Origin of the sequence: Bacteroides sp. RTP21281st1_H5_RTP21281_210402 (assembly GCF_040918965.1) — a bacterium.
Classification (GTDB): domain Bacteria; phylum Bacteroidota; class Bacteroidia; order Bacteroidales; family Bacteroidaceae; genus Bacteroides; species Bacteroides congonensis.
This window is the reverse complement of sequence record NZ_JBCOWR010000006.1, coordinates 193,617-219,069: the sequence shown is the minus strand read 5'-3', so window position 1 is coordinate 219,069 and position 25,453 is coordinate 193,617. Positions and strand designations below refer to the sequence as shown.

Sequence of the window (25,453 nt, the reverse complement as noted above, 5' to 3'; positions counted from 1 at the left end):
TGCTCCGTTTGTATGCAATATTAACTATTCTATGGCTTTACTTGTTCATATATGAATAAGTCTCTTTCTTCCTAGTGATAATATCTTTACGGTTTTATAATAAACCCGAGTGTTGTTTTTAATAAATAGTTGAAGGGTTTATTATAAACGGTATCCGAGTTTATTAAAAACTATTTTTGATGAATTTCTTGATTGTTTGTGAATTATCTATACAAAACGGGAGAAAATCAGTGCTGATTTTCTCCCGTTCCACTTCCTTTATATATGGAAATATATGTTTGATGATACTCCGTTATGTCTTGATATTTGTATGATTCATCTTGTTTTTCTTCTTTTTTATTTCTTCAAAGATACGAAATAAAAAAGGAAAAGTCAAGAGTTGGCTGTTATTAAACGATTCTTTCTTCTCTTGTTTCGTATAAGAAACAAAATGGTGTTATTCTTTAATTTTATTACTTATACGAAATAAAAAGTAGTAATAGTTTCCAGTCATAATGAAAGATAGTTTCCAGTCGCACTGGAAACTATTGTTTGATACTGATTATTTCTTACTCCTCATGATAAGAATGGTCTCTCGGAAAGTCCTCTCCATCCCATGCCTTTTTCGAAGTCCAGGGCTGTAAAGCATCTGTCCAGAAGGGATCGTCTGCGGGAAGGCCTAATGGCAGGAAAGCGAGTGAAGCCATATATAAGCTTCCATTATTAGTGTAATAATCCGAGATGCCGGGTTGCGAACCGTTGAAGCCTAGCGTGAGGAAATCTTTTTCGTTGAAATTGCGGTTGTTTCCAAACATACGTTTGATGACGGCTGTCATGCCGGCACGTACTTGCCCGTTTGACAGTTCTTCGGGAAGCCAGTTTCGCCATGCTAGTAATGCCAACGTCTGCAAAGAACCTGTGCGATAAGTGATGGAACGTCCGACGACGGGCAGTGTTCCTTCCGGGGAGATAAGCCGTTCGAGAATCATTCCGAAGCGTTGTGCCCGTGCTATCGCTGTGTGGTAATTGCAGCCGGGCATGTTCCATATCTTTTTATGTTTGCCGGCTTCGGTGAATATCTCCAAGGCTTCTATATACATGGGGTGTATCACGAAACTATTGTAATAGTCGAACGCAAAGTGGGGGCCATCGGAATACCAGCCGTCACCTACGTACCATTCTTCTATCTTTCGTAAAGAGGAGCTGATACGGTAGGTGTCGCTGGGCGCACCTGCTTTTCGAAGGAACGATTCGACAGTTGCGCTGAACAATAACCAGTTGCTGTATGACGGGTCAACTCGTCTGAGTTGGATAAATTCATTGATATAACGCTGCTTGGTCAGGCTGTCCAGAGGAAGCCATAGGGCATCGTAACCCCTTAGAAAACTCTCTGCGATATAGGCTGCATCGACCAGTGTCTGTCCTTCCTGACGCCATAGCAGATAATCCGCTGAAGAAGGGTCGACAGCATGTTTATAACTGCTCAAAGCCCATTCCCGAAGCTGTTTGCGTCGGACTCCTTCGGCTGTGTCATCATCAGGCAATGATAACCACGGAGCCAGTCCCGCCATCAGCCGTCCGAAACATTCCATATAAGTGACATCCTTATTGCGGCCATCCCACGTCGGGCTTAGTTCTACAAGCATGTTCTGTTTCAACCGGCCTTCGCTCATGTTGCTTAGTACAGGAACTGCCATCCGGTACATTACTTCGCACCAGATTTCCCTGTCGCTTTTTTCCGCTTTCTTTTTAGCGATGATACTTTCTGCCGGAAGCAGGAGAATGATAAGCAAGAGTAGCCAATTCTGTTTTTTCATGTATTACTTTCTTTATTGAGACAATTTTTTTTGAGACAAAGGCAAAGGTAGGGCAATTCCGTCGGCGGGACAAATACAATCTTAGCATTATCTAATACTTTTGCTTTTTTTATCCGAAACTGATACTTTACTGTGCGAAATGACTTGCAACGGGGCGTTATATCCCGATTTGTTATATATTTGCCGGCAAACGAAATATTACTATGAAGAAGAATTGGATGTATGGCAGTGTGATGGCTGCTTTGTTTGCCTTGATGGCAAGCGGTTGCGGTGATTCCTGGCGGACGGTCGAGTTTCGCGGAATCTGTGTAGATGACACGCATGGTGAAAACGGACTCTATAATCCCGGACGAGGATTCCGGTTGGAGACGGCGGTAGATGTGCTGCATGAGAAAGATACTCCTACAAAAGAGTTGCTGGAGCTGTCGGAAAAGTATGTGGCGGATAGTGTCTCGCTTGCCCAAAGTTATTTCTATCTTACTTATCTGATAGGAGAGAAATTGTCAGAAGAGAATTTCCAAACCATGCAGGCGTATTTTGACGAATTACAGAAACAGGGAAAGAAAGCTGTGTTGCGTTTTGCCTATGAAAGGGATTTTATGGGAAGGGCTGCCGCAGGGCCGACCGGAGAACAGATATTGGAACATTTGGAGCAGTTGAAACCTTTTTTGGAGAAAAACAAAGACTTGATTTTGGTAGTGCAAGCCGGAATGATTGGTGCATGGGGCGAATGGCATAGCTCTATCCAGGGATTGGAAAACTCGGAAGAGACAAAGGCTGCGGTATTGGAAAAGCTGCTTTCAGTAGTCCCCGAAGAAAGAAACGTACAAGTGAGACTTCCTGAATTCAAGAACCTGCTGAAGGATAAACCGGAATTATATAAACGGCTTTCGTTCCACGATGATTTTATTGTCATACGTCCCGACAGATGGGATGCTGATATGCACGAAGGAACTGCCAAGTTCGACCAGATTGTGGCGGAATCGCCTTATCTCGTAGTGGACGGAGAACTCCCCTGGGGATTCTGGAGCGTAGGTGCAGACCCTGACAGCCCTTCTGCCGGATGGATTATTGACGGTCTGCAAGCGGCAAGACGCCTGTTCCTTCAGCATTATACTTCCTTGAGCATTATCCATAATTATAAGGAGCAGCATCCCAATAACAGATTTGACGAGAATAATCCACCCGAATATTCCATGATAGTCTGGAAGAAAACGATGATAACGGAAGATTCCCTTCGTCAGCATCATATGCCTGTGTCGGACAGTTATTTCCAAAAGCAGGACGGAACGAAAGTGGAGCGTAATATGTTCGATTATATACGTGACCATTTGGGTTATCGTATTGAGTTGCAATCTCTTCAGTTACCGAACCAACTGCAAGCCGGAAAAGAAAACCTGTTGAATCTGAACTTGGTAAACAGAGGCTTTGCTACCGTGTTTGGAGAACACCCTGTTTATTTTGTATTGATTGATAATCAAGGAAAAGTTACGGAATTTCTGACTGAAGCCAATCCGTTGGACTGGCAACCGTATCAACCGGGTGATACTACCTATACATCATTGACACATTCCATCGGTTTATCCCTTGATTTGCCGGATTCAGTTGTGCCCGGAGAGTATAAACTGGGTTTGTGGATACCGGATGAGTCGGACAGGCTGAAATATAATCCCCGGTATGCTATCCATTGCGCAAATGGCGATACTACCTGGTGGGTGTCTGAAGATGGAAAATATGGCGTGAATGTATTGACGACTGTTGAGGTGAAATAAGATTTCTTTTTAGTGCGATATTTGTACTTCTGTGTAAATAAATAGCTTGGAAATAGAAGAATGATTTAAATAAAATACTATATTTGCCATTATTACGTGCGGAAAATGTGGGAAATCACACATTTTCCGCATATAAATATGGAAAATATGAAAATTTGTAGAGATATTATTGAACGTTTGAAGAAATGGAAAGATAGTGAAAACCGTAAGCCTATTCTTCTGAAAGGTGCGCGTCAAACTGGGAAAACATGGATCATGTCAGAATTTGGAAAGGAGTGTTTCGAATATGTAGCTGAGTTTAATTTTGATAAAACAGAGGAACTCAACAGTATTTTTGAAAAGACCAAGGATATTAACCGGATTCTGAAGGAATTGATGCTCTTCACAGAAGTTCCCATTGAAGCGGGAAAGACACTTATTATCTTTGATGAGATTCAAATGTGTGAAGGAGCGTTGAATAGTTTGAAGTATTTTTGTGAAGATGCTCCACAGTATCATGTGATTGCTGCCGGGTCATTGCTGGGAGTCGCCATTCGTAGAAAGAAAATGTCTGTACCTGTGGGTAAAGTACAGATTCTAAAAATGTTTCCTGTCACTTTTAAAGAATTTCTGTTGGCTTCTGACGAACGTACTAGCCAATATGTGGATACTTTAAACTCTTTGGAGGCTTTGCCGGAAATTATTCTTAATAAACTGGAACTGGAATATAAAAGATATCTTATCTGTGGTGGTATGCCGGAAGCTGTTACTGCATTGTTGGAAAATAAAGGAATGCAAGCGGTGGAGGATACATTACAGAATATTTTGGATTTATATACACTGGATTTCTCTAAATATGCTTCTCCTGTAGATATACCACGCATTGATAGTTTATGGAGTTCTTTACCTTCCCAACTGGCTAAAGAAAACAGGAAATTTATTTATCGCATTGTTAAAACGGGTGCTCGTGCCCGTGAATACGAAGATGCTTTGCTTTGGTTGGAAGAAGCCGGACTGATTTACCGTATTTTTAATGTGTCAAAGCCTGGGCTTCCTTTGAGTGCCTATCAAGATTTGTCTGCGTTTAAGGTGTATGCCTGTGATTGCGGGTTGTTACGCCGTCTGGCGAAACTTTCTCCTGAAGTTATTCTTTCAGGAAATTATAGTTATACTGAATTTAAAGGTGCATTGACTGAAAATGCCATTTTGCAATCTTTGGTGTCAGGCAATAATGATGTGATGCCCTATTATTGGAGTTCGGAGAATAGGGCAGAGGTTGATTTTGTCTTGCAGTTTCCTACGATGGTTGTTCCTGTGGAAGTAAAATCGGACACGCGCATTAGTGGCAAAAGTCTTTCTGTTTATACTAATAAATTCAATCCTCCTCTTAGGATTCGTTTCTCGATGAATAATCTTAAAGAGAACGATGGATTGTTAAGTTGCCCTATCCCGTTGACAGACTGGCTATATAAAATAATCAATCTGATGACAACGGGGAGGAATAAGTGATTCTATAACAAGTTTGTATATGGCCTACAGGGATTCTGATTTATGTATTATAAATCAGCACCACTGTATATGCCACATAGCAAAGTACCATGATACTTCCCTCTATCCGCGTAATCGTTCGTTTGGCAAAGAACAGCCCGAAGAACCAAAGCAGGACACATGAACCTACCAGCGTGAATAAGTCGAAGTTGGTGATTCCGCTTAGGCGGAGCGGGGTAATGCTGGCACTGCATCCCAGTACGAAGAAGATATTAAAGAGATTGCTGCCGATAACATTTCCGATGGCAATTTCAGGATTCTTCTTCAGTGCCGCTACGATGGACGTGGCAAGTTCAGGCAGGGAAGTTCCTGCGGCTACCAGTGTCAGACCGATAATGGATTCGCTTACACCCAGATTGCGGGCGATACCGGTGGCTCCATTGACGAATAATTGCCCGCCATAAATAAGTGCGGCGAGCCCGCCAAGAATATAAAGAACGGATTTCCACCAGGGAAGCAATTTGATGTCATCTTCTTCGGCAGGAGGGGCGGGGTGCTGAGCGTCACTTGCCACAGGCGTGGACGGAGTACGGGCAATGGCGAAGGTATATCCCATGAAGATGGCGAAAAAACAAAGCAATAATAAACCGTCTACTCTGTTCAGGATGTTTTCTGAAGCCTTGTCAAGAAAGACATCATTGGCACAGACCAACAGGACGACAGAAGAAAGGATGCAGAGCGGTATCTCCTTTCTTAGCGTATTCCGGGTGATGACAATCGGGGCAAACAGGGCGGTGCAACCTACAATCATCAATGTATTGAAGATATTACTACCCACCACATTGCCTATGGAAATGTCCGCGCTGCCTTTGAGGGCGGAAGCGACACTGACTGTCAGTTCCGGGGTGGAAGTACCGAATGCGACAATGGTAAGTCCGATGACGATGGGCGGGATGCGGAAGCGTTTGGCTACTGAAGCCGAGCCGTCCGTCAATCCGTTAGCTCCTAAAAGAATGAGGATAAGTCCTCCTATAAGAAACAATATATTCATAATTTTTTCCGTTTGGTGGCAAAGATAATCATTTTGGGAGTTGATATGTCAAAAACAATCCGTATGTTTGCTCTGTTTTAATTAAAAAATAGATTAACCTTCATTCACTATCTGAGAATAAAAGGATATGGAAATAAATAGAATAAAAAGATTAGTACTGGTGTTGCTGGTGTCTTCCTTTGCAATGGGGGCGCAGGCACAGTTGGAACAAGCTGTTAAAAAGATATTTGCCGGAGATACCATAGCCGAGACACATCCCGCCTTGAAGCGGGATTCGGACTCGGCTTATGTGGCAAATTTGCAAAAGACATTGGAAGAAGCCCGGCTCAATGAAGCGAATATGCGTATGGAGATGGAGCAAATGAAACTCCAGATGGCTACCGCCGATTCCGTGAAATACGCACAGCAACGACAGCGCATTGATTCTTTGCGCCAGTTCACGAAGGGAATACCTGTAGTGGCGGATGGCGATACCTTATTCTATCTTTTTACCAAACGTGGCGGATATACTCCCCAGCAACGGGCGCAAATGACAGGTGCGGCAGTTGAGGAACTGGGAAAACGCTTCAATCTCCGTCCCGATTCCGTTTCTATCGACCATTCGGATATTGTCTCCGATTTGATGTACGGCAATAAGGTGCTGCTTTCACTCACAGACCAGGATGCATTGTGGGAAGGTGTTTCTCGTGACTCCCTTGCCAAAGAGAGACGGGAGAATGTTGTCTCCAAACTACATGAGATGAAGGCTGAACATAGCATCTGGCGGATGGTAAAGCGGATTCTTTATTTCGTGTTGGTGATTGTCGGTCAGTATTTACTTTTCCGTCTCACGAACTGGTTGTTCCGTAAAGTGAAAGCACGAATCCTGCGGTTGAAGGATACGAAGATAAAGCCTGTCTCCATTCAAGGATATGAATTGCTTGATACACAGAAGCAAGCCAATCTGCTGGTCTTTCTCGCTAGTGTAGGACGGTATATCCTGATGGCATTGCAACTGTTGTTTACCGTACCTCTTATCTTTATCATATTTCCGCAGACAGAAGGGCTGGCATATCGCTTGCTGGGATATATATGGAATCCGATTAAGAATATTTTTATAGGTATCGTGGATTATATTCCCAAGTTGTTTACTATTATTGTTATTTGGTATGCGGTGAAGTATCTGGTGCGTCTGGTACTTTATCTGGCGCGTGAAGTGGAAGCTGGACGTCTCAAAATCAACGGTTTCTATCCGGACTGGGCGATGCCGACTTTCCATATCATCCGTTTCCTGCTCTATGCATTTATGATTGCGATGATTTACCCTTATTTGCCGGGAGCCAGTTCAGGTGTGTTCCAGGGAATCTCCGTTTTTGTCGGATTGATTGTTTCGCTCGGTTCAAGCACGGTTATCGGTAATATCATTGCCGGACTGGTGATTACCTATATGCGTCCGTTCAAGATGGGCGACCGGATTAAATTGAACGATACTACCGGAGATATTATTGAGAAAACACCGCTTGTCACCCGCATCCGTACACCGAAAAATGAGGTGGTCACTGTCCCCAACTCGTTTATCATGTCTTCGCATACCGTGAATTACAGCACTTCGGCACGCGAGTACGGACTCATTATCCATTCGGAAGTGTCTATCGGATATGACATTCCGTGGCGGCAAGTCAATCAGATATTGATTGATGCTGCGTTGAATACTCCCGGAGTGGTGGACGACCCGCGCCCCTTCGTGTTGGAAACGTCTTTGAGTGACTGGTATCCGGTCTATCAGATTAATGCCTATATCAAAGAGGCGGATAAGATGGCGCAAATTTATTCGGACTTGCATCAGAATATACAGGATAAATTCAATGAAGCGGGAATTGAAATCATGTCACCGCATTATATGGCTGTACGGGACGGAAATGCGACGACAATGCCTAAGGATGATTGGAGAAACGGTAATCCTGTGAATAAGGCGGGACAAGGGGAGACTACTGAAAAACCATAAAGGAGTCTCTTCCATTACAGGAGAGAGACACCTGATGTTGTGTGTGTTTACTGATATTCATTACTGTCGGGTGTGGCGTAATGAACATCAAAACGTCCGTTGGTCAGACTGCTGCCATTGCCGAATGTCGCGCTGATTATTTTCGCGCTTGTGTCAAAGCGGCTTATAAAGGCTGTCCCGTTTTTCAGTTCTTCCTCTCCGGCTTTTACATTGGTGATGACGGACTCTTCTCCTTCTTTGGGAGCTAAGATTGTGAATTTTATGCAGAAACCGTCTTCCTTTGTCCTGACTGAAACGGATAGTTTATCCTCTTCTTCGTTTTTGTAATAGAAGAACGAATCGTGCGTCCATAGCGGTGAAGGGGCCCAGCCCAGATATCGTCCGCCCACATAAATCCAGCCGTCTACAAGGCATCCGAATGTGTTGGCACCTGTGGTTGTGGCAGGCGGCATTACTGTGATATCGACAGTGTTGTCTTCCGTACAGCTCCAAAGGCTGACAATAGAGAAAAGAATGAGTATATATTTTTTCATTTTCATTGAAGTTAAGGTTAAAAATAATAAGATAATCCCGCAGTGAGATTCAGGCGGGAAAGATTGGCGTCATGGTTTTCATCAAATCTGACGATGGTCGTTTCTCCGTGATAATGAGTTTTCATCCTGACAAGTCCGCTGAACAGGTATTGCACTCCTACTCCGAGCCCCAGGTTGGAAGTCAGTTTGTAGGTGGCATTGCTGTTGATTAGAAAACCGATGCTTCTGGCTTTCACTCTCCGTGTTTTGCCAAATACCTCGCTGTTGTTCCGTAAAAAGAGTACGCCGGGCCCTACTCCCCCACGAATCTGCCAATGCCTGGTATTGGCGTTGCACATTCCGATTTGGGGACTGATGAAATGAATCAATAAATGGTCTTTTCCTTCGGGATGGCTGCCTTTGGAAGAGAATCCGGTATAGACTGCCCCGAAGATGAAACGTTTGAGAGGGCGGAAGTGGTACTGCCCGTCCCAAGTGACACCTTGTGCAAGCTTGCGTTGGTAACTGTGGGTACTCATGGTCAGTGTGGGAGTTCCTTTGAACATATTACCGTATCCGGCATGGAAGGAGAATTCATGTCTCTCGAAATTTCTCTGCGAGAAAAGTGTACCATGGCAGGCGGCTAGCACGATTATTATTAAAACCGTTTTTAGTTGTGCTTGATTCATGTGAAATTAGTTCAGATAGTTAGTTTGTTACAAAAGTAGTAAATATCTCAAGCTTTCTCACATCGGAGCAGAATTTTTTGCCCATTATTTAATGTGCTGGCAAATAGGTAGGTATCTCCCCCTTCTGCCAGGTTGATGCGTTTGCGTAGTTCAGCCACGGTAGCCGGAAAGTTGCGGACGGTGAGGTTCGCTTTCTTAAGGTCTGCCAGGCTTTCTTTTATTTCTTTCTTATTAAAACTACATTGGTTGACGATACGGAAGATTCTTCCGGGAAAGCCGCTAATCAGCGTATCGGAAGTATAAAGATGGCTGTTGGGATGCAGTTTCTTTACCGGATAGCTTGCGGCGATACTGCGAAAAGCGCCGGCTTTCAGAAGGGATGCATTCGGCTCATACAGGTAGTTCTCTAATGTATCCGTGTAGGTACATTCACTGCGCTGCTCCTGTTCACGGGTGAATACGAAGTGTTGTTCTTCCTGTTCTCCTTTTGTGGAGAGGTTCACGCAGTGGATTGGGACTTCTGCCGGCGGCTCTTGTCCGAGTAATAGCAGCAGTTCTTTACATTCGTTATTGACGGACAGAATATGGACTTCTTGTGTATGTCGCAGTTCTTTCAATGCCAATGAAAGGTCGAGCATGGGGGAGAGTTTGACCATTACCCGGTTGGCTTTGCTTAGTAAAAGTTCTTCCAGCTCGGCTACGTCCGGTTCGCAGTCGGAGATGGCTACGGTTTTGCCGCCATGCTCGTTGCGGCGGGCGGGGTCGAGGAAGATGCAGTCTACGGGAGACATTGTTTGCAGGTAGGCTACGCCGTCTTCATTTCTGACGGTAATATGGTTCAGGTTGAGTATGGGAAAGTTATGTGCCGCTATTTCGCAAAGTTCTTTCTGACGTTCTACGTAGGTGGCTGATTTGAATCCGTCAGCAAGGAAAGAACAGTCTATTCCGAATCCTGCGGTAAGGTCAGTCAGGGATTCGCCTTGCAGGAGACTTGCCTTGTAGCGGGCGGTGATTTCCGAAGAGCATTGTTCCAATGACAAATGTTTCGGATACCATATATCTTCTATCTCCTTCCACGATGGGATTTTTTCGGCGGCGGTCTGTCGTCCTGCAATTTGAGTGATGGCAGTCGGCATATCCACATCCGGATATTTTTTAGCTTGCAGAGCCAGGGTGCGTACATTGTCCGATAGGTGTTCGCGGATGAATTGTTGAGTTTCGGGGGAGATTTCCATAAGGGTGTTATTACGTTATTGTGATAGTACGATGAATCGTTAAGTAGCGGTTTATGGTATTAATTTATATTTCTGTCTGGCTACGTCCCGGCTGCAAAAGTTGAAGTGCCACCATTCACTGGGCAATGCACGGAATCCGGCTTCTTTCATTACTTTTCGCAGCAGTATCCGGTTCTGCCGTTCTGTTTCACTCATTTTTCCGTTACGTACCAGTTCGCTTTCCTGTGTGATATGAGCTTCTGCACCCAGGTGGTCTACTTTCGTTCCCATGGGCAGTGGTTGGCCTAAAGAGTCCTGGATACTGATATCTACTGCCAGTCCGTAATTGTGGAGCCCACCGCCACGGTTCGGATTGGAGACGTATTTGTATTTAGCTGTTCCCTTCACTACATTCCACATCTTTTTTTGTACGGACATCGGGCGTGCGGCATCATAAATAAGGAGACTATACGACGGATGCAGCTTTTTCAATGCTCTTTGTGCTTTTACAAGAGCGTGTGCCGCATCCGGGTGCAGATAGGCTTCCGATAAATCATCGTAAAGAACCTCTCCTGTGAAATTATCCGCTTGTGTGTACATCAGCTTCACGGCAAGACTGCTGTCAAGTTCGGTCACGTCTACCAGTCCTAAAGAGTCCATATAGCGAGCCATCGGACTTTTCTCCGGTTGCGGGGCGGGAAGGACGGCTTCACAGACTTGTACGGTATCTATATATTCAGTCCCTGCTTTTGTGGAATCCTTTCCTTCCTTTGTCCCGGAAATACAGGAACACCACATCAGCAGAACACAAAAAGCAGGCAGACAGTGTTTCAGAAATCTCATTGTACTTTTGTTTTTTCGATGGCAAAGGTACTCTTTTTTGCTTTTAGCATTTGATATTCATAACTGCTTTTTTCAGGTTGGCTACTCCTTTCCATACATTCAGCAGACGCAAGACACGTTCATCTTCCGCTTTGCTGTTATTGATAGAAAGTATTTCCGCATAGATTTCCAATAGCTTCTTTAAATCCTTGACAGGCTTTTCAGGAAGTTCGGCGAGTAGTGCGACAAGCAGTTTCTCCAATTCCCGGTTGTGCAGCGGACTGACGTTCATCATCTGTTGCTGTATCAGGTCGGTTAATCTTTTCAGAGGGCCCCATCCAGTGCATTGGTGCGAGCCTAGAATCCTGCCTATGCGTGAGCTGTCCATGCATCCTGTGTTTGCACGTTCTATCCATATTTCGGCAGCATAGGCACGACTGGTTTTGTCGGCCACTAACATACAACTGGCTTCCAGAAGATAAGAAATCTCGTGCCATGTGTGCCTGAACTGGTGGAATGTTGCTATCGTAGTCCGGGTCACGTTGACCTCTCTTACTTCATTTAACATCGGGTCGTATATCGCTTGGCAGATGCACCATGCTAATAATGGCTCCGGCGTATTGGGTGCCAGCCATAACAGACGCGGCAAATCTTTTGATATTTCGTCGAAATACTGTCCCTGAGGATAATATATTTCTACCAGCAACGGATGTGGAGTGCGCGGGTGATACTCTGCTCTCTCGTTATATTTCCCTTTATTGATGATTCGGACGTTCTGTCCTTCCGGAAGATGAATGCTGATTGTAGAGGAAGTCCATTCTACCACTTTCTTGGTGTAATCTATATATGAATGAGATTCCAGATACGTTTTCCATGCGAAGTTTCCAGTCAGAAATTCACGTGGACTTTCGTTGTAGGGGAAGTCCCTAAATTCGGGATAGGCCGTTTCCGGTGATTTGATAAGTCCTGCTGTCATCCACCATGCCGGATGCGTAAAGGGGGACTGGGGCGCAGACTCTTTCTCTCCGAACAGGAAGAGAAGCAGATTCCGGTATTCTCCTTCCAGTTCCTGAGTGATGGTGGAGAGTAGTTGAGCGGTGGTTTCATCCAGTACCGTACGCGACAGTGCTATTTGCATATCCTGACTATTAGGCTCGACATCTGCCTGTTGATATTGCTTCAATCTTTGTATGAGGATTGCCGGGTCGATAAACATGGGTATATGCGTAGGCGTGGAAAGCAACGGCAGGCGGGGTTTGTTGCTTTCAAGCATATCTAAGGTATGACATAGTAATTGCCTGTGCACGCGGTGCTCTATTTGTTTATTTCTTTTTTTTCGGATGGTAAGCGATTGTAAATTGCAGAATCCCCAATGTCCTCGTTGTACTTCATCTTTCTGCACCATTTTCTCGTGCAAGACTTTCAGCTCTTTCCCTTCTTCAGGGAAGCGTCTGATTAGTAGCTTGGAATAGTCGATGAGGAAAGTTGCCATCATATCGTCCAATATACCGGTGCGGGAATTCCCACCGCTTAGAATTAGTTTATAGGCACGTTGAAAAATGGGCGTCCATTGGGGGACTTGCCCGGCTTCCAGTTGGTCGTCCCATTGTATCAGCGAACTGATAAATTGTTCGAAGTGATACACTTCGTTTACTTCCAACACTTGGCTGGCTAAAAATATCAGGTCTTCGGTAGAGGTGATTTCCGGTATCCGGTTCTCTTCGCTGATGATGGGCGGGATAGGCTCATAGGATTCACTGATAAAGGAAGCATTGTTGGTTGTCGGGTTTGCCGGGGTGATGTCAGAGGAGCTACCTTCCAGATAAGGTTTCAATTCTTGTTTGATGCCGGTCAACATGGTATCTACATAAACGGAAAGGGCTTCTTTCAATGTTGCCGATTCTGTGTCTCCGTAGGTCTGAATCAGTTTTACTATTTTACTTTGGATAGATTCTTCACGGCTCATTAGCCCTTGTGCGGCGGCACAGCAGATGGCGTCGCAGTATTCTTTTCTTTCTTTCGCCAGCTTGTTGAGGATGGCCAACGTATTTTGATGGACTGCCTTTACGTCCGAAGCAAACAGGACGGAAGTCTGGTTCAGAAATTCTTCTGTCGGGAATTGGGGGTGACTGCACAGGTTCTTCAGCAATTTGAGTATGATATTTGTCGGACGGCTGTGGGGGCACGACAGGACGGCAAATAGTTCCGGTTGTAACTCCAATTGTTCCTCTACGCTGGGAGCGAGTGCTTCGAACATGCCGGCAAACCAACTGCACAGGTTTTTATTCATGTTCCGGTTGACGGCAAGCAGGGATTCTTTCAGTACGCGCATACGGTTCAGCAGTCCATTTTCGATGAGGTATCTGTAGGGATAGTAGGGGGAACCGCCATTTCGGTTATCCATCCAGTTTTGTCCACAGTCGTATTCAAAGAGGTACCAAATGTGCTCTTTCAATGTAATTTCCCGTTTTTGCAATATGCTGGTGTTGTTAATATAGTTCACCAGATAGCCTACTATGGTCTGTGGTGTTGGGCTGACAGTGAGAATTCCCTGTTCCAACCAGTCCATTAGTATCTCATAATCCATATTATAGAATCCGCGGGAATCTTTTCCTTCACCTTCTTTGAAGAAGGTATTCAGCCAGGAAGGGATGTGCCACGAAATCAATTCATTCAGCCGTTCGACATTTATACTCCAATAATATTTGCTATATTCTTTCTGAGAATAGATGACGAGGGCGGTAAGGTTGAGGATACGATGTTGTTCGGGAGTGGCGCGTGTACCGTATGTGTTTGGCTCTAGCTGGACAAACTTATTATAATGCTCTTCCTGTTTGTTGAGGCAGGGGACGAGACTTCTTCGTTCTTCCTGCGTTAATCCTTGCAGAAAGGGGATGATGGCATCACCCTGTTGTTTTTCTACTATTTCGTTGAGGCGTTCTTCTATGGTCATAATCGTAGGGATTTTTAGAGGTTGTTCAGTGCAGTTGTCACTTTCTTCAGGTTGCTGCTTGCCGTCCACTCCTGCAGGCGTTGGCGGAGTTGTTCGTCCGTAACTTTACTGTGGTTGTTGGACAGCAGTTCGAGGTGGAGTTCGAGTAGCTGTTTGAGTCCGGTGACGGGTTTGTCGGGCAATCCACAGATAAATACGGTGAGCAGTTCTTCCAGTTGGCGGTTGTGGAAGTTGCTTCGCTTGTACATGCTTTCGTACACTTGTGTGGTGAAGCGTTTCAGCGGTGCAAGTTCCATGCAGACAAGGCGGGCGAGGATTTCTCCTACACGGCGGTTGTTTATTCTTCCGGCAGTGAGCCCTTCCACCCATAATTCTGCTGCATAGGAACGGACTGTTTTGTCAGCAAAGAGCAGTGAGCCGCCTAGTAACAGCAAACTCATTTCCCTGAGCGGGCAATGGAAGGAGAGAAGCATGCGCAGAGCGTGGGCAATGCTGCGTTTGCTGTCTTCCTGTGGAGTGCCGAAAGACATATAGCAGGTGATGATTTGTGCGATTAACGGCTCCGGACGGTTGGGAAAGCAGCATAGCAGCGGTTCCATGTAGCGGGAATCATCCATGTTGTATTTACTGTTGATAAGCAGATGTTCCTGCCATAATTGATGGCTGTTTCGCTCGGCATATTCGTGCCATTTGTAGAACTCCAGTTGCAAGTGTTTGTCTGTCTCGTATGCATTCTCTTTCGGTTTCGGTTCTTTCCATCCGTAATCCCCTGACAGATAATTGTGGGGTAATGTGTTACAGGAGAAGGATTTGAATGCTTTGAATTCTGTTTCCGGGCTTTTTACTAGTCCGGCCGTTATCCACGCGGGCTGATGGTTGTAGGGCGGCTCGGGTTGAGTGTCTTCATTCAGCAGGAAGAGGAAAAGATGCAGGTACTCGTCTTTCAATAATTGCCGGGCAGTGGCGATGGCTTCTTCTTTGTCTTTCATGGCACAGCGGGCGATAGCCAGTTGGAAATCCCATGTATTGGGCTTTGTGCCTGCTTTCTGATAGGCGGCAAGCCGCTGTATAAGTTCTGTTGCCTGTATGTATGCCGGAGTGTGGGTCGGAGCAGAAAGCAGGGGAAGCGTATTACCGTCTTTGATTCGGCAGATGACGTCTATCCATAACTTTTTGAAAGGAATAAAGCAGGTTGCGTTACTGTACCCCGGTTTCCAGTCGGCAAGTCGTTTGAAGGCGCGTTCGTCATAAGCGCCCCTGTTTGAATCTATTCCTTTTAGCTTTTCTTCCAGGCGGGTGAACATATTGCGCAGGAATCCCTGGGGAGTAGTGTCTGCCTGTGCCCATAAGCGTTGGTACTCCAGTAGGAAGGTGGCAAGAAGGTCTTCGTAGGGCATCCAACTGCTGGCTACGATGTTCGCTGCCCGTTGGAATATGGGCTCCATCCGACTGAAATCTTCTTCGTCCAGTTGGGGATGGAAAGCGATGATGGCCGCAATCGTGGTGTCCGTCTCCCAGCTCTCTTCCATGTCGAACAAGCGGCTGAGCTGGAACAGGAAATCTTCTTTGTTGGCAGGATACGGGATGCGGTTGTCTTCCCGGCAAATGCGGATGGTTTCTGTAGATGGTTCCTCGGAAAGGAAATCTGCGGCTGTTGTGGTTGTTTCTGTATTTACAGCTTCTATATAGGCTGTTTCTGTGTTGTTTGTCTTGCCTATGGATTGTGCATTGTCTGTGGATTGTGTATTGAAAGTGGCGATAGTTGTTTGCACGCTTTGAAACATTTCCGGTTGATAGGATTGTAGCGTTTCTTGAAGAACGGACGAGGAAGCATCGCCGTATTTTGAGATAAAGCCGGCAGCTTTCTTTTGCAGGCTTTCGTCTTTCTTCAGGAATAACTGGCAGAGGGTGATGCAGCATGTTTCTCTCATTCCGGGGTGCTGTGCGGCGATTTTCTCGAAGATGGCATGAATGGTGAGCAGCGAGTTTTTGGGGCTCGAAAAGAAAAGAGTGGTTGCCCGTTCTACGAACTCCTGATAGCAGAATCCTTTTTCAGCCGCAATCTTCTTGAATTGTTGCAGCATTACATTCATCGGTTTTGTGTAGGAAGAGGTGAATACTTGCATCATCTCTTCTTGCAAGGATAACAGTTCGTCGGTGGTGGGTTGCAACGTCTCGAAGAATCCGGCAAACCATCCTGCCATGTCTTTCTTAAAGTTCCGGTGGAATGTGGCGAGTGTTTCTTTCAGTAAACGGTTTCTGTCCATATGCCCGTCAAGGGAGAAACGGTAGAGAGCGGTGCTGATACTTTCGTCCCGTGTCGTGATTCCTTCTTTGTAGGCGTTCTTGGCGCTCTCGTCCTGATAACTGACGGAGGAGTCGTGTTCAAAAATAGCCCATATATGTTCTTTCAGTATGATGTCGCGTTTGAGTAACAAATTGCTGTCGAAAGAATCTTTCTTTTTCGGGTCACCAGTTGCTATACGGATACATCCAGGGAGTACGTGTGCAATACGGCTCGGAGCAAGTTCCTTGAGATACCCCATATCCATGAGTGATATGAGATCTTCGTAGCCAAGGCCGAAATTGTTCCAGCTTTTGTCATCGTTGATAAAGTCTGTGAGCCAGGTGGGGCAATAGAGTGGAAGTAGTTTGCATATCAGGTCGAAGTTTATATTGTATGCCATATCCATTTCTTTCTTGTTGGCACATACGAATTGGACAGCCGCCAGGAAACGCGCCCTGTCATGGCTGCAAAACGTCTGACTGCTGAAACCTGAAAACTTGCCTTTTATCCATTGCAAGTCCCGTATGACGGGTAGTAACTTACGTCGTTCCTTCATCGGGAGTTCCAATAATTTCTTGATAAAAGGAATCAATACCTTTTCTTCTTTCTCCGGAGTATCTTTGTAAGCCTTGGACAGCTTCTCCAATTCATGTTTTAATTCTTCCATTGTGCTGATTTCTTTACTGCTAAAATGTGTTTGCAAGCTCCCCGTTCGCCTTGGTTACTGCTGAACCAGGTACAAGTACAACGCTCTTTTTCGTTCTCTCTGTCTAAAATGACGGTATGTCTTACTCCGCCGCTGCCTGCGACACGGGCTTCCACCCGGTTTCCGTCATTGGATATAACTTCGACTTTCCCTTCTTCCAGAAGTTTCTCCGCAGCTATCATTCGGGGATTGAGACTCATAATCCGTTCGGTCTTGAAAGGCAGACGGCGATAAAAGAAGCTGTTTTCATCCAAATCGAATCCTAGTAGTCCCATAGCCGCCAATCGTGCCGAAAGGGAATCCACCCTATCCAGGTCGATATGTTCCTCAATAGCAAAAAGAGTAGGATTGAACTGTTGATTGGCATAGCTGTATTTGTCCATGGCTTCTATCCATCTTTCCGGAATGTCTTCGAGCAGGGCATCCAAAGCGGCTCCTTCTCCGGAGAAACCGCGCCAGCATTCCCGCGAGAGAGAAAGGCTGAAACGAACCGGGCCGAAATAGAGTTGCCAGGTGGTCGATTGCATGGTGGGGTGGACAAAGACTCTTAACTCGTCAGCGAACGGAAGTAAAGGCTCAAGCAACCGCAAGCGATGAAGTCCGCCGATACATACGGAATTCAGACTTTTCACCGGTGAAAAGGCGGGTTTTTGACCACGGACTACTAAATAATAGTCGCATTTTACGGTACTTTTCGGTAGAGTCTGAAAGAGTTGTAAAGTCTGTATGCGGTTGAAAGAATAGAGCCGTTCGGCTGCGGATTGATAGATTTGTACCGTAGTCAGTCCCTTTATCCATTTCACGGGGAGAGGAACTTTGCGTTCTATCACTTTCTCACCTTTATTATATAGTCCCACTTCTTTCGGGCCGACCGACATCACCACTTTCTCTTGCCTCCTGATACCCCCTAAAGCGGAAATCATCCCTGCATTGAAGTCTACATTCGTCGTTCCATTCTCCAGAAATTCCCCGTCGTGCCCATCGGGGAGCACATCGACTCTGGCATATACGCCTGCACAGTTGGAAAAGCCTTCAAAGCGCAGACGGTTGTTGCCTGCTGTCACAATCGGGTCTTTCAGCATCGAAAGTTGGGCAGGTGTCAGATTAAAACTGGACTGCACTACGTTGGATAAGGCTATGAGACAGCGTGCTGTCATATAAGGTTGTGTCAACTTCCCCCAGAAGAAACAGGGAGCGTCTTTTTTCTCAATTTCGCTGTATTTGGCGAGGAATAGTTCGTCCTGGTCGGCAGAGCGTTGCAATGCGGAAGGAGCGGCATATTGATAAGAGATTGTATCAGCCATAGTTGAGTAAATAGGTATTTGGTTGCTTATTGCCCAAATATAGAAATTTATTTCTTGTAAGGAAAGAAGTTATGCGGGAATTATCTTACTCAAACGCTGAAAAAGAAGAAACTTTCAAGAAATGAGCCTGTTATGGATTGTTATAAACAGGTATTAAAAATAATTCTTTATATCCTGATACCATTATTTACACATAAAATAATTATTCTTTATAACTATTCTTAAATCCTGTGTCTCATATTGCAATAAAGTAATACTTTTGTTCCTATAAAAATGTTTTGGCGACATAATCTAAATAAGTCTTATGAATTTTAAAATATAAGGTACAGCTGTTTGTGAAAATCGCTAATATTGTTTGTTTTGTTTGTGTTATCCCATTTTGAGTCAGGTGTGACATCAAAATGGGATTTTTTTTATTCCGAAACAACCCAAATACCACCTAAAATCTATCTAAAATGACCTAAAAACTATCCGCTGATAGATTTTCCCCTAAACAATGTTTGTTCTTAACCTGTCACTTCTGTTGAATTCCCGTAAACTTGCACCATCAAAATTATTACGACGAGTATTTACACATTAAAAGTAACGCATATGAAAAGTTTAAGCTTCAAAAAAGACCTGGTAGGAGTACAGGAAGAATTACTTCGTTTCGCATATAAACTGACGACCGATCGTGAAGAAGCAAACGATCTGTTACAAGAAACCTCATTAAAGGCATTGGACAACGAAGATAAATATACCCCTGACACAAATTTTAAAGGATGGATGTACACGATCATGCGTAACATCTTTATTAATAATTATCGTAAGGTTGTACGCGATCAGACATTTGTTGATCAGACTGATAATCTTTATCATATCAACCTGCCGCAGGACTCCGCATATGAAAGTACAGAAAGTGCTTATGACCTAAAAGAGATGCGCCGTGTAGTCAACGCTTTGCCTAAAGAATATAGAGTACCGTTTGCTATGCATGTAGCCGGATTCAAATATCGAGAGATTGCAGATAAACTGAATCTTCCATTGGGAACAGTAAAGAGCCGTATCTTCTTTACTCGCCAGAAATTGCAGGAAGATTTGAAAGACTTTCGTTAAACTTTAACGATAGCTTTTCAGTCAATATTAATAGGTATTAGGGTAAAAAAGAATTGAATAGGATTGCATAAAAGAAAAGCTCCTGTAAGTGTTTCACTTACAGGAGCTTTTCGTGGACCAGCCTGGGCTTGAACCAGGGACCTCCAGATTATGAGTCTGTTGCTCTAACCAACTGAGCTACAAGTCCGATGTATCCATTTGTTGGATGCGGTGACAAAAGTAGTATTTTCTGTCGAATTATGCAAATCCTTTCGATAAAAAACTGCTATTCTTTGTTCTCAAAACTTATATTTTCGTTTCGGGTTCTTGGGAAACCAGCCTTTTTTTACCCGTTCTTCCTGTTCAAAGACCTCTTTGATCGTCCAAAAGGAAGAGAAAGCGAAGACACCAAGCAAGGAAGACAGTATCACATTATCAATGCTTAATGAGGCAATGACTCCGGCTATGCCAAGTATCAGAAATATCCACCAGCATTTTGTGCCCCAATAATATTCGGCCTTTACCACGACAGGGTGAAAAAGGCCGATAATCAAAAAGGTGCAAATTCCGATGAATAATCCTGCAAGGTGATATTCATTTAGAAATTCCATGATACGCTTATTTCTCTACGCGAATAGGAATTTCTTTCTTGATGCTCTGCTCCAGAGAAATCAACGTCTCGGTAGCTACTACGCCCGGTATCTCTTGCATTTTGTTGTTCAGCAAATCCATCAGGTGCTCGTTGTCACATGCGTATAACTTGGTCAGCATGGTGTACGGGCCTGTGGTGAAGTGACATTCCACAATTTCGGGAATTTTTTGAAGTTCTGCCACAACAGATTTGTACATAGAGCCTTTTTCCAGCTTGATACCGACATAGGTACAAGTTCTGTAGCCAAGGGATTTCGGATTAACATGGTAACCTGAGCCTACAATGACACCTAGGTCAATCAGTCTTTGCACACGTTGGTGAATGGCTGCACGTGACACTCCACATTCGGCTGCTACGTCTTTAAAAGGGATGCGGGCATTCTGGGAGATAATCTCTAGGATCTGCCTGTCGAGGTTGTCTATTCTTTCCATAATAATAAATTATAATTTCCAGTTGTTATCAAATAGTAAGCAAATATAGAGATTTATTTTAATTATTCTTCTTTTCCGAGAAAAAAAATAGGAAAAAGCAAAAAAAAGAGGGGCAAACGCTTTGCACCTCTTTCCTTTTTCTATTTAGAAAGAAACTTTCTTATTTCTTATCTTTTTCGATGCTTACCAATTCAACTTCGAAAATCAAAGTAGAGAACGGTTTGATTTGGTTGCCTGATTCTCTTGCGCCATAAGCAAGGTCTTGAGGGATGTAAAGTTCCCATTTAGAACCTACAGGCATCATAGTCAGAGCTTCTGTCCAACCTTTGATTACCTGGTTGGCACGGAAAGTAGCCGGTTCGTTACGTTTGTAAGAGCTGTCAAATTCAGTTCCGTCAATCAAAGTACCTTTGTAGTTTACTTTCACTTTGCAAGTGTCAGCAGGAATTTCACCCTTACCTTCAGTGATAACTTTGTATTGCAGGCCGCTCGGAGTTGTTTTTACACCTTCTTTAGTTTTGTTTTCAGCAAGGAACTTTTCGTTTTCAGCTTTGTAGTCAGCATATTTTTCTTCCAGAGCTTTTGCTTTGATAGTTTCCATAGCTGTACGAGTATAAGTCTGAGCCTCGTCCATAGTCATCATGCCGCCTTTTTCCAAAGTACCTGCGATGAAACCGGCCATGAAGTTGTCTTTGCTGATAGTCTTGGTAGAGTCACCTGCGAACAATTCCTGGTTGATACCTTTCATCATCTGGTTGCTGATTTGCTGACCGATTTGCAGACCTGCCATGTAAGCGATGTCTTTCTTGCTGGTCTTGTTTGCACCTTCGTTCAAACCTTTGATGAAATCTGCCATGTATGCAGTATCTACATCCAGACGACCTGTCAGATAACCTTTCAGACCTTGAGTCTGAGCCATACCGATAGAATAAGACAGTGAGTCGAGATCTGTTTTCAGATTTGCTTTAGGAGACTGAGCTGTACAAGAAGCAAGGCTTGCAGCAGCGGCGATTGCCATAAAAATACTAACTTTTTTCATTTTGCTTTGAAATTTTTTATTTATAATACTTCGAGTAATTCTACTTCAAATATCAGTGTGCTGTGAGGAGGAATCATTTCTCCTGCACCTCTTGCGCCATAACCCAGTTCTGACGGAATATACAGTTTCCACTTAGCGCCTTCAGACATCAGTTGCAGTGCTTCCACCCATCCCGGGATTACTTGGTTAACACCGAATACGGCAGGTTCACCACGTTGGATAGAACTGTCGAACAGTGTGCCGTCAATCAGCGTACCTTCGTAATGACATCTTACCTGATCGGTAGCTTTGGGCTTTTTGCCTGTACCTTCGTTGATAACTTCGTATTGTAATCCGCTGGGTAAAGTCACTATACCTGCTTTTTTCTTGTTTTCTTCGAGGAAAGCTTTTCCCTGTTCGATGGCGACAGCACCCATCTTAGCTTCGAGTTCTTCGAAATACTTGTTTACTATTTCGCGGGCTTCCTGATGGCTGATAGCCGTCTGGTTGCCTTCCAATACATCTTTGATTGCCTGTGCAAAGTCTTCTACCGAGAGATTCCCAATCCCCATGCTTGATAAGTTTTGACCGATTCCCAGGCCAATAGAGTAACTGAATTTATCCATATAATGTTTTTTGTTGGCGATTGAAAGGCATCACCTTCATAGTTTTAGCTTCCAATCAATTGCAAATTTATGAATCGCAAAAGTACGTGTTTTATTTGAATGATTTAGCATTTGGTATTTAAAAATTCTTATATCCGTGAAAGTTAGCTCCTTTTCTTTGGAGAATTTATTCTTTTGTTCCGATGATTCTGATTACATTTGTATATCTTAAAACGAACAGAAGGAGGAACAAATATGAAGAATCTGGTAATTTTGACGGGGGCAGGTATGAGTGCCGAGAGTGGAATCAGTACGTTCAGGGATGCAGGTGGTTTGTGGGATAAATATCCTGTGGAGCAGGTGGCTACTCCCGAAGGGTATCAGCGTGATCCGGCTTTGGTGATTAATTTCTATAATGAACGCCGGAAACAGTTGCTGGAAGTGAAGCCGAACCGCGGGCATGAATTGTTGGCGGAACTGGAAAAGGACTTCAAAGTGACAATAGTGACGCAGAATGTAGATAACCTGCACGAACGTGCCGGAAGTAGCCATACCATCCATCTGCATGGCGAACTGACTAAAGTTTGTTCGAGTAGAGATCCGTATAATCCCCATTATATAAAGGAATTGAAGCCTGAAGAATATGAAGTGAAGATGGGAGATAAAGCCGGAGACGGGACTCAACTGCGACCTTTTATCGTATGGTTCGGCGAGGCTGTACCGGAGATTGAAACGGCTATCCGGTATGTGGAGAAGGCGGATATCTTTGTGATAATCGGAACTTCGCTCAATGTATATCCGGCAGCAGGGTTGCTTCATTATGTGCCGAGAGGGGCAGAGGTGTATCTGATTGATCCGAAACCGGTAGATACACATACTTCCCGCTCGATACATGTGATTCAGAAAGGGGCTTCCGAGGGAGTGTCGGAACTGAAACAATTGTTGGGAGTTTGAAACCTTCTTTTCTTTATTCCAATTCGACTTTATTCCAGCTCGATGGCAAAAATATGATTGTTCCGGAGAGTTTCCGTGATTTCGAGTGCAGTGATTCCGCTGCACTCTATCCTTAATATTTTCTCCCAGTCTTCAAAGTCCACGTTCCATTTATCTATTTGGGGGTATTGGGCCAAAAGCTTTCCTATCCGTTTGATGTCACATCTTCTGGTGATAGAAGTTCGAAAAATCAGAATCTTATTTTCCATGTCTTTTTAGAGTTTTATTATAGTGAACGGAACTCCCGGATAGTCATGTCGAAATGTTGCCTGAAATTGCGGCTTAAAAGTGAAAGGCTGCTAAAGCCGCAAAGGCGGGCAATTTCGGTGGCGGAAAGTTCCTTGTCTTGTTTTAATAATAGGGCTGCTTTTTCAATCCGGATGCGTTTGATGTAATCCGTAGGCGTCTCACCTGTCAGAAATACAAAGACACGGTGAAAATGGAAAGGCGAAAAGCATGCGATACCGGCCATTTTCTGTAAAGAGAGCGGCTGGTCTATATGATTATGGATATAGTCTGTGACTTTATCAATCCGTAATTGGTATTCTTGCCTATTTAGTTCTTTCGTTTCCATATCTTTTTGCAAAGTAAAGGATAATAAGTGCCGGAGAGTTATCCTATCTTGCTAACTTCTCCGGCAGATGTTAATTATCTTTTTTGTCCTATATAGAATACGTAGCCATAGTATTTCTTGTACTTATAATATAGGCTCTCTTCGTACCGTTGTCCGGCAATGAGGTCTGCAGCCGCGGCATTTCCCGAATATTCTTTCAGGAAAGCTTCCTGGGCCGGGAACTGGGGAGCATAGAAATGCTCGGTCCAACAGTTTTCCGGTAAAATGAAATGGGCTGTCAGCGTATATCCTGCTTTCTCCATTTGTGCTATTTTATTCGGAATCGTATCGATTTCCGGATAATTGGCCATCCAGAAGTCTTCTATCTCGGCAGGGCGTTCCGGAGTAAACCAGGATGCTTCCGTTACAGCGATGAATCCGTTCTTTTTAAGGAATCTGTTCCATTCATTCATCCCTCGTTCGAATCCTATATTATAAATAGCGCCTTCCGACCAGATTAGATCGAGTTCTTCATCTTGAAACGGCAGATTATCCATTGAACCGACAATGCCTTTTACTCTGTCATCGCAATGTAATTTAGCTGCATTCCTGTTGAATATCTCGATAAAATCGGGAAAAAGATCGATACCTATAATCTGTCCTTTCGTATAGTTGGCCAGTGCCATTGTCTGCCCGCCTGTGCCACAGCCGATATCGGCAATTCTAGCTTCGTCTGACAGCTCGTTGATGAAACTTACGGCTTTTTGTGTGACTTCGGGGCTCCCGGGACCTTGACGTTCCAATAACTTGAAGTAATTACATATCATTGTGAAATCGAAATCGTGGATTGACTTTAATTCGTTACTCATTGTTTTTAATGTTTTAGGTATATGGCAAATGGAGGCATACAATGATGCTTTATGGGTATTTGGCCATACAAGTTGTTTAAAAATTCAAATATAAAAGATAACTCCGACATGAATATGTCAGAAAACATAAGGGATAATCTGTAATGAGAGGAAGGCTTACAGATTATTTACAGAACGGAATCCTTACGATATGAAAATGAGTTAAACATCCAATTTCTTCTTTTAGTTCGTGACAAAGATATGTTTTTTAGAAACAAACCTCAATAAATTCTTTGAAGAAAAATACTGTAAACCTGTAATTTAGCAAGAATCGTCAAATAAATCTGTTCATAAGCCGGCTTTGTAAGGTTATTGTTGAAGTAATACGGATAGTCTTTGATATTACTTGTCGAATCTTTGCGTATATTCATCTTTTTTATTTAACTTTGTGGACAAATTTAAACAAAAAGGAGGTACATAATTTATAAGAAAGTTGATTAAAAGACATATTGTATAACTTGCAGGCAATTATTTGACTTGGTTAAATCTAGCAAATTTAAAAAGAAGTTCAAAATAATAAGTCTAAGCGTTGTTTATACCCTTATCCAAGGGCGTAGACTGCTTTTTCTTTATTTGAACTTCGGGCTTTGCTAGAGCCTTACCAAGCAATGAAGGAGAGTGTGTTTGTGCCCTTTTTTGTATCCCTTCCCTATAATACTCTT

General features: G+C 43.9%; 21 protein-coding genes and 1 tRNA gene. 5 read left to right on the top strand and 17 right to left on the bottom strand.

The genetic code is table 11. The features are described 5' to 3' along the window. Positions 1–548 precede the first annotated feature (548 nt). Positions 549–1,796: a DUF2264 domain-containing protein gene (locus AB5443_RS11340; protein WP_368113407.1), complete on the bottom strand. Its 1,248-nt coding sequence runs from the start codon at positions 1,794–1,796 to the stop codon at positions 549–551. Positions 1,797–1,999: 203 nt separating this feature from the next. Between AB5443_RS11340 and AB5443_RS11335 the strand changes: the two genes are divergently transcribed. After that, on the top strand, positions 2,000–3,568 hold the full coding sequence (locus AB5443_RS11335) for a DUF4832 domain-containing protein (protein ID WP_368113408.1): 1,569 nt from the start codon (positions 2,000–2,002) through the stop codon (positions 3,566–3,568). A gap of 147 nt (positions 3,569–3,715) precedes the next feature. Beyond that, positions 3,716–5,056 carry an ATP-binding protein gene (locus AB5443_RS11330; RefSeq protein ID WP_368113409.1) on the top strand — a complete coding sequence of 447 codons (1,341 nt, stop codon included), beginning with the start codon at positions 3,716–3,718 and terminating at the stop codon, positions 5,054–5,056. 40 nt (positions 5,057–5,096) lie between these two features. Here the strand turns inward: AB5443_RS11330 and AB5443_RS11325 are convergent, their stop codons facing one another. After that, on the bottom strand, positions 5,097–6,086 hold the full coding sequence (locus tag AB5443_RS11325) for a calcium/sodium antiporter (protein WP_368113410.1): 990 nt from the start codon (positions 6,084–6,086) through the stop codon (positions 5,097–5,099). A gap of 127 nt (positions 6,087–6,213) precedes the next feature. On the opposite strand from AB5443_RS11325, the gene AB5443_RS11320 reads away from it, so the two are divergent. Beyond that, positions 6,214–8,070, top strand: coding sequence for a mechanosensitive ion channel family protein (locus AB5443_RS11320; RefSeq protein WP_288359966.1), 1,857 nt, complete (start codon positions 6,214–6,216; stop codon positions 8,068–8,070). Between the two features lie 47 nt (positions 8,071–8,117). Here the strand turns inward: AB5443_RS11320 and AB5443_RS11315 are convergent, their stop codons facing one another. Genes AB5443_RS11315 through AB5443_RS11285 form a run of 7 tightly spaced genes read right to left on the bottom strand, consistent with a single transcriptional unit; the run spans position 8,118 to position 18,557 of the window. Beyond that, positions 8,118–8,603 (bottom strand): hypothetical protein, encoded by a 486-nt coding sequence (locus tag AB5443_RS11315; RefSeq protein ID WP_195661797.1) that lies wholly within the window; start codon positions 8,601–8,603, stop codon positions 8,118–8,120. 17 nt (positions 8,604–8,620) lie between these two features. After that, positions 8,621–9,271 (bottom strand): hypothetical protein, encoded by a 651-nt coding sequence (locus AB5443_RS11310; RefSeq protein ID WP_044653665.1) that lies wholly within the window; start codon positions 9,269–9,271, stop codon positions 8,621–8,623. 47 nt (positions 9,272–9,318) lie between these two features. Next, complete coding sequence (locus tag AB5443_RS11305) at positions 9,319–10,506, bottom strand: class I SAM-dependent methyltransferase (RefSeq protein ID WP_073347168.1); 1,188 nt, start codon at positions 10,504–10,506, stop codon at positions 9,319–9,321. Between the two features lie 51 nt (positions 10,507–10,557). Beyond that, positions 10,558–11,328: a M15 family metallopeptidase gene (locus AB5443_RS11300; RefSeq protein WP_195406197.1), complete on the bottom strand. Its 771-nt coding sequence runs from the start codon at positions 11,326–11,328 to the stop codon at positions 10,558–10,560. Positions 11,329–11,371: 43 nt separating this feature from the next. Then, entirely contained in the window at positions 11,372–14,260 is a 2,889-nt protein-coding gene (locus AB5443_RS11295; protein WP_307995219.1) for a DUF6493 family protein, read from the bottom strand. Positions 14,261–14,274: 14 nt separating this feature from the next. Then, positions 14,275–17,214, bottom strand: a complete 2,940-nt coding sequence (locus tag AB5443_RS11290; RefSeq protein WP_368113411.1) for a DUF6493 family protein — start codon at positions 17,212–17,214, stop codon at positions 14,275–14,277. Beyond that, positions 17,202–18,557 (bottom strand): SWIM zinc finger domain-containing protein, encoded by a 1,356-nt coding sequence (locus AB5443_RS11285; protein WP_022140408.1) that lies wholly within the window; start codon positions 18,555–18,557, stop codon positions 17,202–17,204. The genes AB5443_RS11290 and AB5443_RS11285 overlap by 13 nt, the downstream gene beginning before the upstream one ends. Before the next feature lie 591 nt (positions 18,558–19,148). On the opposite strand from AB5443_RS11285, the gene AB5443_RS11280 reads away from it, so the two are divergent. After that, complete coding sequence (locus tag AB5443_RS11280; RefSeq protein WP_073347173.1) at positions 19,149–19,652, top strand: RNA polymerase sigma factor; 504 nt, start codon at positions 19,149–19,151, stop codon at positions 19,650–19,652. A gap of 113 nt (positions 19,653–19,765) precedes the next feature. On the opposite strand, the gene AB5443_RS11275 is transcribed toward AB5443_RS11280, so the two are convergent. The 5 genes from AB5443_RS11275 to AB5443_RS11255 all read right to left on the bottom strand — a co-directional run bounded on the left by AB5443_RS11275 (position 19,766) and on the right by AB5443_RS11255 (position 22,358). Then, positions 19,766–19,839, bottom strand: a tRNA-Ile gene (locus AB5443_RS11275). 91 nt (positions 19,840–19,930) lie between these two features. Then, complete coding sequence (locus AB5443_RS11270; RefSeq protein ID WP_044653730.1) at positions 19,931–20,242, bottom strand: DUF4491 family protein; 312 nt, start codon at positions 20,240–20,242, stop codon at positions 19,931–19,933. A gap of 7 nt (positions 20,243–20,249) precedes the next feature. Next, positions 20,250–20,714, bottom strand: coding sequence for an Lrp/AsnC family transcriptional regulator (locus AB5443_RS11265; protein WP_004302580.1), 465 nt, complete (start codon positions 20,712–20,714; stop codon positions 20,250–20,252). A 160-nt stretch (positions 20,715–20,874) separates the two neighbouring features. After that, the gene (locus AB5443_RS11260) at positions 20,875–21,753 is read right to left on the bottom strand and encodes an FKBP-type peptidyl-prolyl cis-trans isomerase (protein ID WP_022140413.1); all 879 of its coding nucleotides are present in this window, start codon (positions 21,751–21,753) and stop codon (positions 20,875–20,877) included. 20 nt (positions 21,754–21,773) lie between these two features. After that, positions 21,774–22,358 carry an FKBP-type peptidyl-prolyl cis-trans isomerase gene (locus tag AB5443_RS11255; protein WP_022140414.1) on the bottom strand — a complete coding sequence of 195 codons (585 nt, stop codon included), beginning with the start codon at positions 22,356–22,358 and terminating at the stop codon, positions 21,774–21,776. Positions 22,359–22,592: 234 nt separating this feature from the next. Between AB5443_RS11255 and AB5443_RS11250 the strand changes: the two genes are divergently transcribed. Continuing rightward, a complete protein-coding gene (locus AB5443_RS11250) occupies positions 22,593–23,291 on the top strand; it encodes an NAD-dependent deacylase (RefSeq protein WP_073347183.1) in 699 nt (232 codons plus the stop codon). Between the two features lie 29 nt (positions 23,292–23,320). On the opposite strand, the gene AB5443_RS11245 is transcribed toward AB5443_RS11250, so the two are convergent. From AB5443_RS11245 to AB5443_RS11235, 3 genes are all read right to left on the bottom strand, one after another. Further along, positions 23,321–23,539: a hypothetical protein gene (locus AB5443_RS11245; protein ID WP_073347184.1), complete on the bottom strand. Its 219-nt coding sequence runs from the start codon at positions 23,537–23,539 to the stop codon at positions 23,321–23,323. A gap of 17 nt (positions 23,540–23,556) precedes the next feature. Further along, a complete protein-coding gene (locus AB5443_RS11240) occupies positions 23,557–23,904 on the bottom strand; it encodes a helix-turn-helix domain-containing protein (RefSeq protein ID WP_022140417.1) in 348 nt (115 codons plus the stop codon). 74 nt (positions 23,905–23,978) lie between these two features. Then, the gene (locus AB5443_RS11235) at positions 23,979–24,752 is read right to left on the bottom strand and encodes a class I SAM-dependent methyltransferase (protein ID WP_195661791.1); all 774 of its coding nucleotides are present in this window, start codon (positions 24,750–24,752) and stop codon (positions 23,979–23,981) included. Positions 24,753–25,453 lie beyond the last annotated feature (701 nt).

Bases quoted from the DNA above. Each gene is read 5' to 3' on its own strand.
- AB5443_RS11340 (WP_368113407.1), bottom strand. From the start codon at position 1,796: ATGAAAAAACAGAATTGGCTACTCTTGCTTATCATTCTCCTGCTTCCG.
- AB5443_RS11335 (WP_368113408.1), top strand. From the start codon at position 2,000: ATGAAGAAGAATTGGATGTATGGCAGTGTGATGGCTGCTTTGTTTGCC.
- AB5443_RS11330 (WP_368113409.1), top strand. From the start codon at position 3,716: ATGAAAATTTGTAGAGATATTATTGAACGTTTGAAGAAATGGAAAGAT.
- AB5443_RS11325 (WP_368113410.1), bottom strand. From the start codon at position 6,086: ATGAATATATTGTTTCTTATAGGAGGACTTATCCTCATTCTTTTAGGA.
- AB5443_RS11320 (WP_288359966.1), top strand. From the start codon at position 6,214: ATGGAAATAAATAGAATAAAAAGATTAGTACTGGTGTTGCTGGTGTCT.
- AB5443_RS11315 (WP_195661797.1), bottom strand. From the start codon at position 8,603: ATGAAAAAATATATACTCATTCTTTTCTCTATTGTCAGCCTTTGGAGC.
- AB5443_RS11310 (WP_044653665.1), bottom strand. From the start codon at position 9,271: ATGAATCAAGCACAACTAAAAACGGTTTTAATAATAATCGTGCTAGCC.
- AB5443_RS11305 (WP_073347168.1), bottom strand. From the start codon at position 10,506: ATGGAAATCTCCCCCGAAACTCAACAATTCATCCGCGAACACCTATCG.
- AB5443_RS11300 (WP_195406197.1), bottom strand. From the start codon at position 11,328: ATGAGATTTCTGAAACACTGTCTGCCTGCTTTTTGTGTTCTGCTGATG.
- AB5443_RS11295 (WP_307995219.1), bottom strand. From the start codon at position 14,260: ATGACCATAGAAGAACGCCTCAACGAAATAGTAGAAAAACAACAGGGT.
- AB5443_RS11290 (WP_368113411.1), bottom strand. From the start codon at position 17,214: ATGGAAGAATTAAAACATGAATTGGAGAAGCTGTCCAAGGCTTACAAA.
- AB5443_RS11285 (WP_022140408.1), bottom strand. From the start codon at position 18,557: ATGGCTGATACAATCTCTTATCAATATGCCGCTCCTTCCGCATTGCAA.
- AB5443_RS11280 (WP_073347173.1), top strand. From the start codon at position 19,149: ATGAAAAGTTTAAGCTTCAAAAAAGACCTGGTAGGAGTACAGGAAGAA.
- AB5443_RS11270 (WP_044653730.1), bottom strand. From the start codon at position 20,242: ATGGAATTTCTAAATGAATATCACCTTGCAGGATTATTCATCGGAATT.
- AB5443_RS11265 (WP_004302580.1), bottom strand. From the start codon at position 20,714: ATGGAAAGAATAGACAACCTCGACAGGCAGATCCTAGAGATTATCTCC.
- AB5443_RS11260 (WP_022140413.1), bottom strand. From the start codon at position 21,753: ATGAAAAAAGTTAGTATTTTTATGGCAATCGCCGCTGCTGCAAGCCTT.
- AB5443_RS11255 (WP_022140414.1), bottom strand. From the start codon at position 22,358: ATGGATAAATTCAGTTACTCTATTGGCCTGGGAATCGGTCAAAACTTA.
- AB5443_RS11250 (WP_073347183.1), top strand. From the start codon at position 22,593: ATGAAGAATCTGGTAATTTTGACGGGGGCAGGTATGAGTGCCGAGAGT.
- AB5443_RS11245 (WP_073347184.1), bottom strand. From the start codon at position 23,539: ATGGAAAATAAGATTCTGATTTTTCGAACTTCTATCACCAGAAGATGT.
- AB5443_RS11240 (WP_022140417.1), bottom strand. From the start codon at position 23,904: ATGGAAACGAAAGAACTAAATAGGCAAGAATACCAATTACGGATTGAT.
- AB5443_RS11235 (WP_195661791.1), bottom strand. From the start codon at position 24,752: ATGAGTAACGAATTAAAGTCAATCCACGATTTCGATTTCACAATGATA.